This is a genomic window from Shewanella cutis (genome assembly GCF_022410515.1).
GTDB classification, from domain to species: domain Bacteria; phylum Pseudomonadota; class Gammaproteobacteria; order Enterobacterales; family Shewanellaceae; genus Shewanella; species Shewanella cutis.
Map to the genome: position 1 here is coordinate 71,198 of NZ_JACSDI010000006.1, position 16,426 is coordinate 87,623.

At 47.9% G+C, this 16,426-nt stretch carries 15 protein-coding genes and 1 riboswitch; of the genes, 9 read left to right on the forward strand and 6 right to left on the reverse strand.

Annotation, left to right across the window (positions count from 1 at the left end; genetic code table 11):
* The first annotated feature begins 91 nt into the window (after positions 1-91).
* On the forward strand, positions 92-574 hold the full coding sequence (locus H9J30_RS10840; RefSeq protein WP_240131044.1) for a cupin domain-containing protein: 483 nt from the start codon (positions 92-94) through the stop codon (positions 572-574).
* 95 nt (positions 575-669) lie between these two features.
* On the opposite strand, the gene H9J30_RS10845 is transcribed toward H9J30_RS10840, so the two are convergent.
* Positions 670-1,584 (reverse strand): alpha/beta hydrolase, encoded by a 915-nt coding sequence (locus tag H9J30_RS10845; RefSeq protein WP_240131045.1) that lies wholly within the window; start codon positions 1,582-1,584, stop codon positions 670-672.
* A 582-nt stretch (positions 1,585-2,166) separates the two neighbouring features.
* Here H9J30_RS10845 and H9J30_RS10850 point away from each other — a divergent pair.
* On the forward strand, positions 2,167-3,528 hold the full coding sequence (locus H9J30_RS10850; RefSeq protein WP_240131046.1) for an MATE family efflux transporter: 1,362 nt from the start codon (positions 2,167-2,169) through the stop codon (positions 3,526-3,528).
* Positions 3,529-3,545: 17 nt separating this feature from the next.
* Here H9J30_RS10850 and H9J30_RS10855 read toward each other — a convergent pair whose 3' ends face one another.
* Together H9J30_RS10855 and H9J30_RS10860 are read right to left on the reverse strand one after the other, a co-directional pair.
* Positions 3,546-4,151 carry a DUF4274 domain-containing protein gene (locus H9J30_RS10855; RefSeq protein ID WP_240131047.1) on the reverse strand — a complete coding sequence of 202 codons (606 nt, stop codon included), beginning with the start codon at positions 4,149-4,151 and terminating at the stop codon, positions 3,546-3,548.
* Positions 4,152-4,232: 81 nt separating this feature from the next.
* A complete protein-coding gene (locus H9J30_RS10860; protein WP_037414382.1) occupies positions 4,233-4,658 on the reverse strand; it encodes a CBS domain-containing protein in 426 nt (141 codons plus the stop codon).
* Positions 4,659-4,927: 269 nt separating this feature from the next.
* On the opposite strand from H9J30_RS10860, the gene H9J30_RS10865 reads away from it, so the two are divergent.
* The 3 genes from H9J30_RS10865 to H9J30_RS10875 all read left to right on the forward strand — a co-directional run bounded on the left by H9J30_RS10865 (position 4,928) and on the right by H9J30_RS10875 (position 8,351).
* Positions 4,928-6,694, forward strand: a complete 1,767-nt coding sequence (locus H9J30_RS10865) for an alkaline phosphatase D family protein (RefSeq protein WP_240131048.1) — start codon at positions 4,928-4,930, stop codon at positions 6,692-6,694.
* A gap of 310 nt (positions 6,695-7,004) precedes the next feature.
* Positions 7,005-7,571, forward strand: coding sequence for a phosphoribosyltransferase (locus H9J30_RS10870; RefSeq protein ID WP_011071102.1), 567 nt, complete (start codon positions 7,005-7,007; stop codon positions 7,569-7,571).
* Positions 7,572-8,045: 474 nt separating this feature from the next.
* Complete coding sequence (locus H9J30_RS10875; RefSeq protein WP_011624044.1) at positions 8,046-8,351, forward strand: DUF3622 domain-containing protein; 306 nt, start codon at positions 8,046-8,048, stop codon at positions 8,349-8,351.
* A gap of 100 nt (positions 8,352-8,451) precedes the next feature.
* Here the strand turns inward: H9J30_RS10875 and azu are convergent, their stop codons facing one another.
* The 3 genes from azu to rihA all read right to left on the reverse strand — a co-directional run bounded on the left by azu (position 8,452) and on the right by rihA (position 10,987).
* Positions 8,452-8,928, reverse strand: a complete 477-nt coding sequence (gene azu / locus H9J30_RS10880; protein ID WP_240131049.1) for an azurin — start codon at positions 8,926-8,928, stop codon at positions 8,452-8,454.
* 170 nt (positions 8,929-9,098) lie between these two features.
* The gene (rbsK, locus tag H9J30_RS10885) at positions 9,099-10,010 is read right to left on the reverse strand and encodes a ribokinase (protein ID WP_240131050.1); all 912 of its coding nucleotides are present in this window, start codon (positions 10,008-10,010) and stop codon (positions 9,099-9,101) included.
* Positions 10,011-10,030: 20 nt separating this feature from the next.
* Positions 10,031-10,987 (reverse strand): pyrimidine-specific ribonucleoside hydrolase RihA, encoded by a 957-nt coding sequence (gene rihA / locus H9J30_RS10890; RefSeq protein WP_240131051.1) that lies wholly within the window; start codon positions 10,985-10,987, stop codon positions 10,031-10,033.
* Between the two features lie 343 nt (positions 10,988-11,330).
* Between rihA and H9J30_RS21625 the strand changes: the two genes are divergently transcribed.
* The 4 genes from H9J30_RS21625 (at position 11,331) to H9J30_RS10905 (ending at position 16,407) form a co-directional block, all read left to right on the forward strand.
* On the forward strand, positions 11,331-11,453 hold the full coding sequence (locus tag H9J30_RS21625) for a hypothetical protein (protein ID WP_275679594.1): 123 nt from the start codon (positions 11,331-11,333) through the stop codon (positions 11,451-11,453).
* Positions 11,454-11,541: 88 nt separating this feature from the next.
* A complete protein-coding gene (locus H9J30_RS10895) occupies positions 11,542-12,984 on the forward strand; it encodes an RCC1 domain-containing protein (protein WP_240131052.1) in 1,443 nt (480 codons plus the stop codon).
* Positions 12,985-13,118: 134 nt separating this feature from the next.
* A riboswitch (cobalamin riboswitch) is annotated at positions 13,119-13,347 on the forward strand.
* Positions 13,348-13,456: 109 nt separating this feature from the next.
* Positions 13,457-15,418 carry a TonB-dependent receptor gene (locus H9J30_RS10900; RefSeq protein ID WP_240131053.1) on the forward strand — a complete coding sequence of 654 codons (1,962 nt, stop codon included), beginning with the start codon at positions 13,457-13,459 and terminating at the stop codon, positions 15,416-15,418.
* A 260-nt stretch (positions 15,419-15,678) separates the two neighbouring features.
* On the forward strand, positions 15,679-16,407 hold the full coding sequence (locus tag H9J30_RS10905) for an HDOD domain-containing protein (protein ID WP_037428928.1): 729 nt from the start codon (positions 15,679-15,681) through the stop codon (positions 16,405-16,407).
* Positions 16,408-16,426 lie beyond the last annotated feature (19 nt).

Here is a 16,426-nt window from a genome sequence, read left to right on the forward strand (position 1 = left end):
ATTTGACTTTAGTCATGGTTCTAACATCTTTTTAAAAAATGTATTAACCCTCGTTGAAAGCGATAAACATGTATTAAATGGAGTCGTAAAAATGCAAAATGCTGATGATTTTATTAAGTTTTTAGAACTGGAACAGCATGTGGAAGGAGGATTTTACCGATCCTCCTACCGCTCGGAAACCGCCTTTGACCCCAGTCGACAGCTATGGAGCAGCATTTATTTCTTATTACGGACAGGCGAAGTGTCGCATTTTCATCGACTCACGGCGGATGAGATGTGGTATTTCCACGCAGGTCAATCACTGACGATTTACATGATTTCCCCCGAGGGCGAGCTAACAACGGCGCAATTAGGATTGGATTTAGCCGCGGGTGAAAGGCCGCAGTTTTTAGTGCCTAAGGGCTGCATTTTTGGCTCGGCGATGAATCAAGATGGATTTTCACTGGTGGGTTGCATGGTATCACCCGGTTTTACCTTCGATGACTTTGAGTTGTTTAGCCAAGAAGCCTTACTGGCCATGTATCCGCAGCATAAAGCAGTGATCCAAAAATTGAGTCGACCAGAGTCAAAATAACGTTGTGAGATCATTGCGTTATCATGCAATAGGTTATTCGTTGAATGGATTCAATTGCCGCATGCCTTTTATCTAGACATGCGGCTTAGCGAGGATTAAGCGCGAATAATATGAGTCACTTGCACCATGGCATCCCGAGCTGATTGGCTGACGCCCGCGAGTTGAAAGAAGCCGTGGATCACCCCTAAATAGCGGCGGCAATGGGCATCGACGCCAGCATCTAACAGGTTACGGAATAGCTGTTCGCCCTCATCTAGCAGCGGATCAAATTCGGCAGTAATAATATGAGTTTCGGGTAAACCTGCTAGGTCGTGGCTGCGCAGAGGGCTGGCTTCGACGTCGGTTCTGGGGTGCCAGTCGAGGTACATATCAAAGCCCGTGAGTAGCGTATCGCGGGTGATAATGTACTTGTCGCCATTGTCGATATAACTCTGGCTTTTGGCGGTCGCATCCAACATCGGATAGATAAGCACTTGTTTTTTAGGTAACCATTCCCCCTTGGCCTTTAACCGCAGGCAAGTGACTAAGGCTAAATGGCCGCCGGCGCTGTCGCCCATCAAGGTGATATTAGTGTTGTCACCGCCCCATTGCTGGCAATGCTGCTGCACAAGATTGGCAGCATTGAAGGCATCATCATGGGCGGCGGGATAAACATGCTCGGGTGCAAGGCGATAGCTGACCGCCACCACTAATGCACCGGAGTCATTGGCGATTTTACGCAGTTGCTGATTATGGGTGGCGATGCCGCCACTGACGAAACAGCCGCCGTGATAGTAAATGACCACGGGTAAATTGTTGTCCGCCGAGGGCTTAAACAGGGTTAATTCTATGCCCTCAAGGGATAAGGTTTTGACCTCAAATACGGTTTCCGGCTCGCCTGCCAATACTGTGCTGGCGATATAACCTTGGCGGCGTTCCTCAAGGCTTTTTTCGCGTACCGAAGGGCAACCTGCGGCGATAAACTCGCTCACCAATTGTCTAATTCCGTTTTCTAAATAGCGTTCGCTCATGTGCAGTTTCCCTGAGTGTATTGGGCGAGCAGTTATCGCCCCTTGTGGTCGGCAAAGTGTATCGACTCACTCTCGAAAAGGGTAGTGTGTATTGGGTGATTTGCTATTAACTCCATCTATTTCAGTTGATTAACCTGAACTCGGGATAACGAGTGTCGGAAAATCTAAATTTAACAATCAAAATCAATGCTATAAATGATTTTTTTGAAAAGAAGAATCTTTTTTCTGACTGAATACGCAGATTTTTGCGCATATCAAGGCGCTCTGTCGTATGCCATAGCGAGCTATGGTTAGACAGAGCAACGCAGAGAGGCCCGAAAAGATGCCTATTCAGCGGCCCTACTTATCCCGAGCTCAGGTTTATTATATTTTTTGTTGAGTTGTCGCGGATATATTGCGACTCCCGATGAATTGAACATTGGCCAATGAATACGGTTGCAGAGTATGGCTTTAACGTTGATGATGGATTGAGCACAGGCTAAAAATGTCAGAAAATTACACCTCGCCATACTCAAGATAACATCTTCATCAGTCTGGCGTGTTATTGCACTCTAACTTGTCTTCCAGCGGTAAGGATCGGACGTGGCCACACCAGCTAAAACCCTGCAACAACGCATGGGCATTGTCGCCCTCACTTGGCCGATTTTTATCGAAACTTTGCTGCAATCTTTACTCGGGATCAGCGATATTTTTATGCTGAGCCATTATTCCGATAATGCCGTTGCCGCAGTCGGACTCACCACCCAATTGATGTTTTTTATGATGGTGATGTCGATGATGGTGAGCACGGGCGCCAGCATTCTGATCAGCCAAAATAACGGTGCAGGGCGAACGCAGCAGGCAACCGATATTGGTGTCGCCAGCGTGGCCTTAAGTTTAGGTTTAGCGGTGATGATGGGCGCTGCGATGTTTTTTGGTGCCCACGGCATTATCGGTTTATTTGACTTAGAGCCTAAGGTTGCGGGCTATGGTTACGATTATCTGCTGATCTGTGGCAGTTTGAGTATCGGGCTGGTGATGAACATCGCCTTTGCCGCCATCTTACGCAGCTACGGTTTTACTCGCTCGGCTATGCTAGTCACATTAAGCACGGGATTGATGAATGTGCTTGGTAACTATATTGCCCTCTATTCTCCCTTTGGTTTGCCGGTTTATGGGGTAACTGGGGTGGCGATTTCGACTGTGACCAGCCAGATGATTGGGGCCTTGATTATGCTGGCCGTGATCCGCAGTAAGCGTATTCCGCTACCGATGCAGCGGCTTAACTCACTGCCGCGCAGCACCTATTGGAGTGTGATGCGCATTGGCCTGCTCAATGCGGGCGAAATGCTGTCTTACAATGTTGCGCAGATGACCATCATTTATTTTATCAGCCAGATGGGCACGCTCTCTTTAACGGCCTATACCTATGGCTTGAATATCAGCCGCTTTATTTACTGTTTTGCGGTGGCATTGGGGCAGGCGGCACAGATCCAAACTGGTTACTACGTGGGCAAACAATGGTTTGATGAGATCACGCTGCGGGTGCAAAAGTATTGCCTCGTAGGCTTTATCGTCTCCCTTGCCATAGTGCTAATCTTTTTTTGGCAGCGTTTTACCATTGTGGGTTGGTTAAGTGAAAATCCTGAAGTGATTCAACTTACCGCACTCCTGCTATTAGGCTCTATCGCGCTGGAAACCGGCCGAGTGTTTAATTTGGTGATTATTTCTGCATTAAAAGGCGCGGGGGATGTGGCGTTTCCGGTGCGCGTTGGCCTTTTTAGCATGTGGGGAATTGGCGTACTGTTAGCTTGGTTTTTTGGCTTGTACTTAGGTTATGGCGTGCTTGCTGCTTGGCTTGCCGTTGCGGCCGACGAGTGGGTGCGAGGATTGATTATGGTGCAACGTTGGCGCTCGAGTCGCTGGCAGCGTTTTACCCGTATTCCGCCAGCAACCTCAGCTTAAACCTAAAAGGTCACCCCTTATTGGTTGCCCCATTTACCCATTTTAAGCAGTTCATTTTTAAATTGTAGATACCTTGGGTGCCCTGCATCGGTTTCGATTTCCATCGTGCTGTAGGGGGCAAAAAGCGCACCGGGAATTTGGTATCCTCGCGTCAATACATCCTCTAATGAGGGCATAACACATTCTTTAATCGGGTCAAAATGGATTTTATAACTGGCATAGCCGCGCTCAACAAACCGTTCGGTAATGTCGGTAAATAGCTGTCCAAAAGGTGTGTCGAGTGTCTGTGGCGTGGAGTAATAAAAGCCTTGTCCGTACCAGTAGAGTAATAAGGCGGTACCTGCATCGCAGAGTGGATGTTCGATAATCGCTCTGACCATATCGGGATCATGGTCATCCCAATTCAAGTTGCCCGCGACAAAATGCAATTCCTCCATACTTTGTAAGTCACTGATACAGGTGATTTGCGCCGCCGCTTTGCCAAAGTAGGCGCTGTATTCATGTAAAGCGTCATAATCGGGATCGGCGAGCAATTTGGCGAGTTGTTGCTGATTGGCAATACAGCCTAATTCTGCGCATTCATAGGCGCGAATAAATTGTTCTTGGGTTAATAACTTGGCCACGGGCGTCCTTGGGATTTTTAAATAATGGCTCTCGCCAGCCTTGATAACTGGGCTAGCGAGAAATTGGGAAAATCTTAGGCGTTAAGCTTGCTGTTGCAGTAGGGTACGACACAGCTTGATAAAGTCAGAAGAAGTCACAATCCCTAATACTTTCTTATCGTTATCGACTACGGGTAAGCAACCGAGTTTATTATCGATAAAGTATTCTACCACCACGGTTAAGGGTTCATCCGCAGTTAACTGCTGGCAGTCTTTGTCCATAACAGTCGCTATGGGGGTATAGCGTTCCTTGCGATCGAGCGCGCCTTGGCCGTATTTATTCAACATAGATAATACGCTGGCGATCATCTTTTTGTGGGTAAGAATACCGACTAGGGTGCCGTCGGTTTCAGAAATCACTGGCAAATGGCGTACGCCACGGGTTTGCATTAAATGGTGAGCATCTTTAAGGCTTGCACCATCGCTGATGCAGATGACCTCAGTGCTCATAATATCGCTGACTTTCATCCTAAATTCCTTTTTTAACAATGCCCTGAATTTAGCCGTGACTAGGCTAAACGGTGAGCGATTTGCCTCTTATTCGATGTTAGCAGCTTCATTGTGCCTTGTGCCAGCATTGTACAAATAAAGTACGCTATCCAGTATAAGGCTATGAATTAAAAGAAATCATAAAATGCTGACAAAGATGTCACAAATGTGTAACAGTGATATCTCACAATCGGGGCCTCATTAGACCTCATACCAGTGAACCCTCATCTTAGAAAGGAATAATAATAATGAAACGAACCGTGACTCGTCGTGATTTTTTAGCAATATCGGCTAAAGGTATTGGCGCTGCAGTGATCTCCTACGGCCTAATGGGGTGTAGCAACAGTGATGATGATAACTCTGTTCCTGCACAGTTTTTACATGGTGTCGCCAGTGGTGACCCCATGCAGGATGCGGTGATCCTTTGGACCCGTGTGACGCCTGATTCTGCTGGCGATGTTAAAGTGAGCTGGCAAGTGGCCAGTGATGCGGCGTTCTCCCAATTAGTGACGACTGGGGAGATGGTCACTAATGCTAATCGTGATTACACCGTTAAAGTTGATGCCCGCGGTTTACGTGCAGGGCAAAACTATTTCTACCGCTTTATGACGGCTGACAAAACCTCCGTTGTGGGTAAGACCCGCACGTTACCCGAGGGTGAGGTGAGTTCAGTCAAATTAGCCGTTATGTCCTGCGCTAACTTCCCCGCCGGCTATTTTAACGTATATGAATTGGCTGCAGCGCAGAATGATCTGGATGCTGTGGTGCATCTGGGTGACTACATTTACGAATATGCCCGTGGTGGTTATGCCAGTGAAAATGCGGTTAAGCTGGGGCGTGAAGTGTTACCGGCCAATGAGCTGCTGTCATTAAGCGATTACCGTACCCGTTATGGCCAATACCGTTCAGATGCTAGCCTGCAAAAACTGCACGCGAAAGTGCCTTTTATTACGGTATGGGACGACCATGAAGTGGCAAACGATACTTGGCGTGATGGCGCTGAGAATCATAACGAAGGCGAAGGGGCTTTTGCTGCACGTAAAGAAGCGGCGTTGCAGGCTTATTTTGAATGGCTGCCGATTCGCCCATGGCGTGAGGGTAACCATGAGGAAATTTACCGCAGCTTCAGTTACGGCAATCTGGTCGATTTGCACATGTTGGATACGCGCGTTTTGGCCCGCGATAAACAGCTCGACTATGCCGATTATATGGATGCCACCACGGGCGCCTTCGATGGTGAACGTTTCCGCGCTGATGTGACATCCACTTCTAGAACTCTGTTGGGATTAACGCAGTTGCTCTGGTTACAGGGCACCTTATTGCAAGCCACGGGCACATGGCAGGTGTTAGGTCAGCAAATTTTGATGGGTAAGATGTCTCTACCCGCTGCAATCGCAACCCAGCAGATGAGTATTCCCCAATTTGCCATGCTTGGGGCGCTGGCGAAGTTAGCGGCCCGTGCGGCAGCAAATGATCCGACATTAACGGCAGCGGAATTACAGTACTTACAGGCCAATCAAGCCTTGTTAACACCTGAGGTGATTGCGCTGCTGCAACTACCATCCATCCCCTATAACTTAGATGCATGGGATGGTTATGCCTATGAAAGAGAAGTTATTTTAGGCACGGCTAAATCGAAGAATCACAACCTAGTGGTGATTGCGGGTGACACCCATAACGCCTGGGCGAATGAGTTAAAAGACGTTAATGGCAATACCGTTGGGGTCGAGTTTGCCACAAGCTCGGTATCATCACCTGGTTTGGAATATTACTTAAATCTGCCTGCGGAGCAGATCCCCGCGACCGAGGCGGCGATTGTCGATCTGGTGCCGGATCTTAAATACACCAACCTAAAAGACCGCGGTTTTATGACCTTAACCTTCACCAAAGACGCTGTACGTAGTGACTGGCATTATGTCAGCACGATTCTGGCGAAGGAGTTTGAAGAAGCCAGCTCTCGCCGCTTCAGTGCCGTAACCAAGGTTGGTAAACCTAGTATCAACCCTGTGAGCTAACCCAAGCTCCATTTTTTGCTTAGCTCGTTCCTTGTTGGCCACCTCTTGGTGGCCTTTTTTTGCGCGTTTTGTTAGTTCCGTCCTAAAAATGCAAAATAAACGGCTGTTAGCCTATAACTTATTACTATTACTGCAGCACAGTGGTTTTTTTTGGTATAAAATTCGCTCCCAAAATTCGGCGGCCACCTACACTTGCTAGGCTCTTGTGAAGAGAATGCTGTTCTTGTGTTTTGGACGCCGAACAGACCTTACTAGGTAAAAAGCTACGCTTTACCGCCTAAAATCAATAACTAAGATGGGGATCGGTGTCATGTCAGAGAAGTATTTCGTTACCGCACAGCAACTGCTCGAAGATTCATTTCTATTAGCTTCACAGGTTTATGAGAGTGGATTCCGTCCGCAGTTTATCGTGGGTATTTGGCGTGGTGGTGCTCCTATCGGGATCGCGGTGCAAGAGTTTTTCGACTTTAAACAAGTTGAAACCGACCATATTGCAGTTCGAACCTCTTCTTACTACGGGATTGGTACCGACAAGCAAAGCAAAGAAATCAAAGTACATGGCCTGCATTACATTGTTGAAAATGCGAATGCTAGCGACAGTTTATTGATTGTTGATGATGTATTTGACTCAGGTCGCAGTATCCATGCGCTCAAGGAAAAGTTAGGCCAATTGATGCGTTTAAATATGCCTAAGGATATTCGCATCGCCTGCCCGTATTACAAGCCAAAGAATACCGCTGTGCCTTTAAAGCCTGATTACTATATCCATGCCTCTGAAGACTGGTTGGTGTTCCCACACGAAGTGACGGGTTTAACGCCGGAAGAAATTGCCGAAGGTAAGGGCGATTTAAAAAATATTCAGCATCTTTTTAAGTAACAATAAAGACTTAATACGATTGCTATAAGAAAGCGCTAGGGTTCAATCGCTAGCGCTTTTTTGCTTTGACAGCGTATTAAATATCTGTTCATTCAGCGGGAGTTAAACGCGCTTTAGACAAGGCGAAAGCTTGAAGGCATAGTGGTGCTCTGAACTGATTAGATATTTAATGTGATAGGTATTAATAGCTGTAAAGGTCATATCGCACTCGACGATATCCATACCTGCATTAATCGCTATTTTTACGCTAGCTTGATACTGAGCTTAGGACTAAGATTAGGACGAAAAATCATCTAGCATGCCGTGTTACTTTGGGATTCTCGCGGTGCATTGAAAGTGCTACACATGAAAATTTTCTCGTAAGCGATCTTTCTGTGCCGAAATCAAGTAAACTGCGCTCCTTTTGTTTTATGATGGCGTTTGTATCGCTTGATAAGACAAACGTGGCAAGCATCATTTAGGAAATAGAGCAGAATGAGCAAGGGTAAAAAATACGATTTTCGCGTAACTCAAGCTGAAAATGGTTGGAAGACGGAAATCACCCGTCGTATGACGTCGACTAAGACGGTAGTGTCGAAAAGCCACGATGGTTTTGCGACCGAAGCAGAAGCACAGGCTTGGGGCCAAGCTGAACTGCAAGTGTTTTTAGGCACTTTGGCTGAGCGCAACAAGCGTCGCTCAGAAAAACAAGCTAAGGCCAAATTAGCGGCGGCATTAGCGGCTGAAGCGGCAACGGATGCCGATGATTTTGATGATGAAGACGAATTCGACGAAGAGTAAGTCGCCAAGGCAAAATGGTTTATAAGCCTATTTGCACTCCACAAAAAGCGGATCTTTAGATCCGCTTTTTGTTATTTGAATTAAAGGCTTCGCGTTGGCATTAGCTTTTTAACTTAAAGCTACCTTGCATAATCGCCCAGTGGCCAGGGAAGCTACAGAAGAATTGGTAAGCTTCAGTTGGGCTCATGCCCGCGGTGCTGAAGGTGACTGAGGTTGATTCACCACCACCGACTAGACCAGTATGTGCAATCACACGGCTATCACCCGCTTTAACATAGGCTGCCTCGGCTCCCGCGCCCATACCATCGGTTGCAACGGCTGACATATCAGCGGCTTTGGTTAATACCCAGTTATGTCCCATGGCGGCTTTTGGCAGGGTGCCTGTGTGGGTTAGCGTGAGGGTGACTTCTTTACAGGTTGCAGGAACAGACAGCTCTTTTGTGTCAAATTGCATTGCGTCAGTCGCAGCAATCTTTAGCTCACATTCATTCGCACTCGCTTGGCTGGCGACGAATAATCCTAGGCCGAGTAGGGTTGCGCTAGTCATATTACGGAAAATGGTGCTTGTCGCTTTCATCTGGTACTTCCTTATTTTTGAACAAGGCGGTTCGAACCGTTTTGGCTCGAACATACGCTAACCAGCATAGGCAGAATTCATTAAATGGGAATGAATTTGGTATGTAAATTATGTATATACAACTTTAGAATGAAATAGGATGAGTGCGGCAATCTGCCGCACCCATGGGATTAACGCGATACTTCGCTGCGGTAGGGGATGGCGCGTTGTGCGCCTTCACGGGTCACGGTAATCGCCGATGCTGCGTTGGCAAAGCCGACAGCGGCGGCAATCGACATACCTTCACTTAAGCCGACTACGAGCGCGCCGTTGAAGGTATCGCCGGCGGCGACCGTATCAATGGCTTGTACTGTGAGGGCGGGGATGAGCCCGGTAAAACCTGGGCTGCTAATAAATGCACCTTTGCTGCCTAAGGTAATGACCACAGTGGTAATTCCCTGTTGATGAAGCCATTGGGCGGCGAGTTTGGCATCTTCTTCATGCTTGACCTCAATGCCCGTTAATGCTTCGGCCTCGGTTTCATTGGGGGTAATAATGTCGACCCATTTGAGGTAGTCCAGCTCCTGAGTAGCCGCTGGCGCTGGATTGAGCACTGTGGTGATACCAAGACGTTTAGCCATTTGCAGCGCATTGCTAACTGTTTCGGTGGGTGTTTCTAGCTGGATAAGCAGGTATTGCGCATTGGCAAACAGGGCGTAATGTTTTTCTAATTCAAGGGGGGTGAGATGGGCATTGGCCCCAGCGGCGATCCCGATGGAGTTTTCGCCATTATCGGCGACAAAAATCATCGCCGTGCCAGTGCTCACATTGTCGACTAGGGTGATGCCCTCGGCTTGTATGCCATCCTTGAGCCAACTGTTGCGCATTTCATTCCCAATACTGTCTTGGCCTAAATGGCAGATAAAATCTACGCGAGAATCGGGAAGGCACAGCCGGGCGCAAGCAACCGCCTGATTGGCGCCCTTGCCACCATGTTCTAACCGATAGCTTCGGCTTTTTAAGGTTTGTCCGGGAACAGGCAAATACTCAAAGTTCATAACATGATCGGCGTTGGCACTGCCGATAACGAGAATATGGCTCATAGAAGGTTCACCCTTATGTGTCATCTGCGGTTGAGATACGTTGGAGTGTAGGCTGCTAAGCTGTGAACTAACAAGTCAACAAAGCCTTGTCTATCGAGTCCAAACAGCACTGTGGCATTGGCGGGCTTACCCGTAAGCTGATAGCGATCGACGACCGTCATCCCTAGCGTTAACTCGCTTTGGGTTTCGATTCCTACCCAGCAGTCTTGGGCATCAAACAGTTCAGGTTTGAGTAACCAAGCAATAGTGCATGGATCGTGCAGCGGCGCGCCAACAAATCCCCATTTGGGATCCCTATGGTAAATCATAAAGAAATCCAGTAATTCGGCGACGCATTTAGCCACAGGGTTGGGAATTGCGCGAATACGTTCGATATCTTCGTCCATGATCTGCGCTTGATGGGTTACATCGAGGCCGCACATGGTAATGGGAATACCGGATTTAAACACGATATCGGCGGCTTCGGGGTCGACAAAAATATTAAACTCGGCGGCAGGTGTCCAATTGCCGACGCCGGCTGCGCCGCCCATCAGCACAATGCGTTCAATTTTATCGTGTAACTCGCTATGACTCGCTAGTAACAGGGCGATGTTAGTCAGCGGCCCTGTGGGAATTAAGGTTACTGGCTGATGACTTTGGCGAATTTGCTGCGCCATTAATTCAACTGCGGTAATAGCTTGAGGGCTAAAACTTGGATTAGGCAATGCAGGGCCATCGAGTCCGGTTTCACCATGGACATTGTCGGCAATGATTAATTCGCGGGCTAATGGCTTGGCGGCGCCGCCAGCGACAGGAATATCACTGCGATTTAATAAGGTTAAGATCCGCAGGGCATTATTGAGCGTTTTATCTGGCGTTTGGTTGCCGGCGCTAGTGGTGACGGCCAGTGGAACCAGCTCTGGATGGGCGAGAGCTAAAATAAGCGCAATAGCGTCGTCATGGCCGGGATCGCAATCCAGAATAATAGGGCGAGTCATACTGTTACTCCTTTAAACAGTGGTGATGGGGGCTTAGAATAGCATGTTCAAGCGGATGGGCGATGAGTGTGATGATGTCTTTACCGTAATCTGTGAGCTTTTTCTGATTTCTATCAATAAGCTGCTACAATTGCGCCCCGCTGTAGGCACAAACAAAATGCATTTAATACTTAAGCGTTATGGAATGATAAGGACGTTTTGGCGTGTTGATTAATCGCAGTAAGTTAACCTCTAGCGCCCCCGCGCGAGGTTGGAGGGGGAGAAATACTCCTGTTTACCTTACCCCCTTTTTTATTTTGAGTCTTGCCGCCTTTTTATCACTGAAGGATGGCAAAAGTGGCATTTGGTCAATCAGCTTGAAGTGCGTGGCGATGTTGCCATTGGCCGAGTGATTGACACTGAGTATCAGAGTGAACAAGGTTCGAACGACATTTCTCGCCAAAGATTGGTTTGCTTGGTGGAATAACCCACAGCCGATAATCGAGTCATTATCGGATAAAATAGCGCAACATATTCAACAACTCACGTTTTCAGCAACGACAAGGAAATAAGTTATGCAGTCTTATTCAATTCCTCGCCCTTTGGCATTGGTAGCAGCCTTAATCGCCCTGCAATTAACGGCTTGTAGTCAGCCGAAACCCTTAACTGTATTCGAAAATGATAAGGAAGCCTTATTGCAGTTTGATAACGGCAAACTGCTCCAACTTAAGGAAAATCCGAGTCCACAGTATCGCCATATTCCCTGTGATTTACCCGCAGTAGAGACAGTGGTTAGCAACAGTTCGGCCTTTGCGGCGTTAACAAAATCCGGTGAAGTGATCACTTGGGGCGACAGTTATGCTGGCGGTGATAGCCGCGAGGTGACGGAGCAGCTTAAGCAAGTTAAGCAAATCGTCCCAGTTAAGGACGGGTTTGCCGCGCTACGTCAAGATGGCACTGTGGTGTACTGGGGCAATGCGGGGAAATATAGCCTCGACAAAGCCCTACAAAACCGCATGACCAATATTACCAAGTTGTTCGCCAATCAAGAGGCCATTGCCGCGCTAGATGCCAATGGCAAGGTACATACTTGGGGTTATGGCCCCTACGGCGGCAATAGTTTGCATGTGCAGGATCAATTAGTTGATGTCGTCGATATCTTTGCCAGAGGACGCAGTTTTGTCGCCCTTAAAAAAGAGGGCAGTGCTGTGATTTGGGGGCAGGTTGAAGAGTCGACCAATATGAAAAAGTTACTCCCGCAGCTTACGGATGTGGCGAAGATCGAATATTTTCAACACACCTATGCCGCCTTGAAAAAGGACGGTACTGTGGTGAGTTGGGGCTGGCGCAGTGATGCTTACTCGATCCGCAGCGCCTTAAAGGATGTGGCGAGTATGACGGCAAACAATTGTGCCTTTGCGATTTTAAGTCCTACGGGGGATGTGCATTTTTGGGGCGATGGGATTAACTGTGGTGTCGATTGGATTCAAAAAACTGATATCACAGGGGTAAAAGAGATTATCAGTGTCGGCTCAGGGTTTTTATTACTGCGGGATAAGGCGGTGCCGCAAATTGTGGCCGACGATACTGATTACGCTCATCTGTTTGGGTTTCACGATGCCCAAGAGATTCTTGATAAATATTGGCAGGAAGGGAGTGTTATTACTCGAGGGCCAGCCTCATTTGTGTTTACGCGTCCCGATGGCAAAGTGGTGCCCGTTGGTTATCGCGCCAACCGTGATAATGTGGAAAAGTTAATGGCACGTATTCCGCGCCTCACTTGGTTAAATGGCGCAAATGACGGTTATGTTGGCATCAGCGAAAAGGGGGAGTTGGTCTCTTGGTCGATGAATTTGCCCATGTTCGACAAGTCGCCAGTGCAACCTGCTGACTCGTTAGTGATTAAACCGCTGGATTTGACCCCCGCTGCCCAATGCGAAACCCCTGAGCAGCGTCAGGCGATTTTGAGCAAAGACAGACCAAAACCTGCGGCAAAAAACTGGGATGGCGTTTTCTAGCTTATGTGAGTTTTCTCGCTCACTTGAGATTAATGGACTTTCATCCGTATAGACGTCTATAATGCGCGCGCTCAGGTCAGATATGCCCTGAGCCTTGTTGGGCGTTAATAGGTTTTACGCCCTTTGAACCTAATTTTGAGTCAACCTTCTGTGGTGCTTGCGATGATAGCGTCGCGAGATAATCGGGAAGCCAGTGAAATTCTGGCACTGCCCCCGCAACGGTAAAAGGTGAGAGACGGCCGCATTCGATAGGTGTTCACGATGAACCCTGTAATCGAGTGTGCAAAGGTCAGTTTCGCGTTCGTCTCCAGTTGAGATGGATATAGCCTAAGTCCGGAGACCGGCCCTAAAGGTGTTTTTGAGATTTCGGTGGGCAGATCTCAAAATGCGATAGTGACTATCAGTATTTTCTACTGAATCAACGATATCGTGGCGCTAATGCCCCGTTTTCCTTGCAGGAGTTAAAGGTAAAATGGGAACACATCCAACTAAAATCGCGCTGCTGATTGGCAGCCTTTGCAGTCTTTCTGTTATCGCGCCCGCTGTGGCAGCCGATGCAACCAATACCGCCAAAGTCGATGAGCATATCGTCGTGATCGGCCGCTCTGATAAGACCCCGTTAAATATTGCCGCTAATGTGAATGTGATTGATGCCGCGGCGATTGAAATGAGTGGCGCAACCAGTTTGACCGAAGTGTTACGTGGTCAAAGTGGTATTCAACTGTCCGACAATAACATTGGCACTAGCTTTGCGATGCGCGGCTTTAGCGCCAGCTCTGCGGTTAACAACACGCTGATTTTGCTCGATGGTCGCCGCCTAAATAACATCGATATCGCGGCACCGAGCCTGAATGCGATTCCACTCAATTTGATTGAGCGGGTCGAGATTTTATCGGGCAGCGCGGGCGTGCTCTATGGCGACCAAGCGGTAGGCGGGGTGATTAACATTGTAACTAAGTCGCCTGAGAATACGGGCGGCAGCGTGCAATTATCCGGCGGCAGTTTTAATACCTACGAAGGTCGCGGCGATGTGTCTGGTGCAATCAACAAGGATTGGCGCTATTTCTTGACTGGTAGCTACAACCAAGGCGATAACTATCGTCAGCATAATGCCAATGAAACAGGATCGATCCTTGGACGTATTCAATATAAAACGGCAACGGACTCGTTTTTTGTTGAAACCAGCTATTACGATGATGACCGTGAAAACCCTGGCTCACTGACGGTCGATCAATTCAAGTTCGATCCGAGTCAGTCTTCCAATAAAACCGAATATGTCCATGAGATGACCACAGCGGCGCGCAGCGGTTATCAGCATCAGCTTAACCAAAACTGGGCGTTAGCGGCGGATTTAGATTACAGCGATACCTTAGTCAGCTCCGTCAATTGGGGTGCGGGTAGCCATAACACCCGCTCGCTGTTGATGTTTAGCCCCAAAGCTTTAGCCAACTACAGTACACGCCAAGGCGAGCTAAACCTAGTGACAGGCTTAGATATCAGCCGTGGTAAGGCTGATTACGACTCTATGGCGCGAAGCAACGTGCAAGACATGCAAAGTGCTTACCTGCAAGCCACTGTGCCATTAAGCCATACCTTAAGTTATGTGGTAGGCGGACGTTATGCGCGGGTGACCGACGATCTAGTCGATGGCAATGTCTATCCAAATGGTATCGATTTAGATGAAGATGCTACTGCATTTGAGTTCGGTTTAAATTATCGTCCGAGCGCCGAGCACAGATTCTACCTGCGTGGCGATGAGAACTTCCGTTTCGCCAAGGTCGATGAGCAAGCTTACACCCCGAAAGATGTGTTTGGCTTAAAGCCGCAGACAGGTCGCTCCTATGAGGCGGGTTGGGATTGGACTGTTTCCAGCCAAACTTTACGAGTGAGCCTATATCGCCTCGATTTAGAAGATGAAATTGTCTTCGACCCAAGTGCGGAAAAACCTGTTGGTGGCAGCTTCCAAGGCGCTAACGTTAATGCCGATGCCTCACGCCGTTATGGCGCGAGTACCGACTGGGATTGGCAGGTGACTCAAGCACTGCAATTAGGGCTTGAGTACAACTATATCGATGCCGAATTTACCGATGGATTGAATGATGGCAAGCAATTGTCTTGGGTGGCTAAGCACTCCGGGCGCGGTTATGTCAGTATGGATGTTGCTGAGCATATTCAACTGTTTGCAGAGGCGATTTACACGGGCGATCGTTTCGTCGAGGGCGATAATGCTAACCAAGGCGAAAAACTCGCTAGCTATGTGCTTGGTAATGTTGCCCTGAACTATAGCCGTGACGCTTGGTTAGCGAGCCTGCGTATCGATAACCTGTTTGATAAAGAGTATGTCAGCTCAGGTTACTACGGTGGTAACTGGGGTGATGGCTATTACGCTGGCCGAGGCCGTGATATTCGCTTGACTGTGGGTTACCGCTTCTAAGCTGAATTCTAACAATTAAGTGATTTAGCGTATTTTAAAGCCAGACTCAGTCTGGCTTTGTTATTTCTGTTGTTTGATGCAGAGAAAAATCCTCTCTACGGGTGTAAGATAGGCTAAGTCGTTGCTTATGCTGCAGAGCAGATAACCTATACGGTTGATACAATTATTATACGACTTACTGCTGAAATTCTTTGTGGTTTGGGTATGATGTGAGCGGTATTCGAATCATCTTATAGCTAATAACAGGTGTAAAGTGTCCTATGACAGATCTTGAGCAACAGGTTTTTACTCAAGTGAGAGCCATCATAGCGAATGAAGAGCAAGTAATTGGCCGCCGTGGGATCTTAATTCCACTTAAAAAGGCCATTCTTGCTGAAGGCGATATTCGTAATGTGATCGATATTATTTCGAGCGATCCCGCGTTAGCGGCCCATATGTTGATGCGCAGTAATTCAGCGCAGGCTTCTGGCGTGGTCAGCCCCAAGTCTCGTTCCTTAAAAGACGCCCTAATCCGTTTAGGTCAAGTGAATATTTATCGCTATGCCTTTACCTTCTATTTGAAAGAACGCCTCGATGAATTACCCCAACCCTATAAGAAGTTGGTGCAAGGTTATTGGAAACTTACGGAAAATATCGCTACCGATGCGGTCGACAGCCTAGTCGATATGCCGGATGTTGAGGTTGATCCCGATGAAGTGCAAACCTTGGCGTTGTTTAGCGTGTTCGGGCAAATTATTGCCTTAACGGCCTTTGCTTACTTAAATGCTAGCTCTGAGCAATCTTTCCCGTTAAGCGTGATTAAGTCATTGATTGATAATCAGCAGCAGACCTTAACCATCGAGGCCTTTGAAGCCTTAGATCTCGACCAAGATCTGCGCCAAGAGTTTATGATCGCCCATAATCTGCGCCAGACCCGCAACCCGAACTCATCAGGGTTAGTTCTGCGCCGAGTATTGTCAATGCGTGGTTTATTGCTTAATCCGCTCTAAGAACCGCTCATAAAAAAAA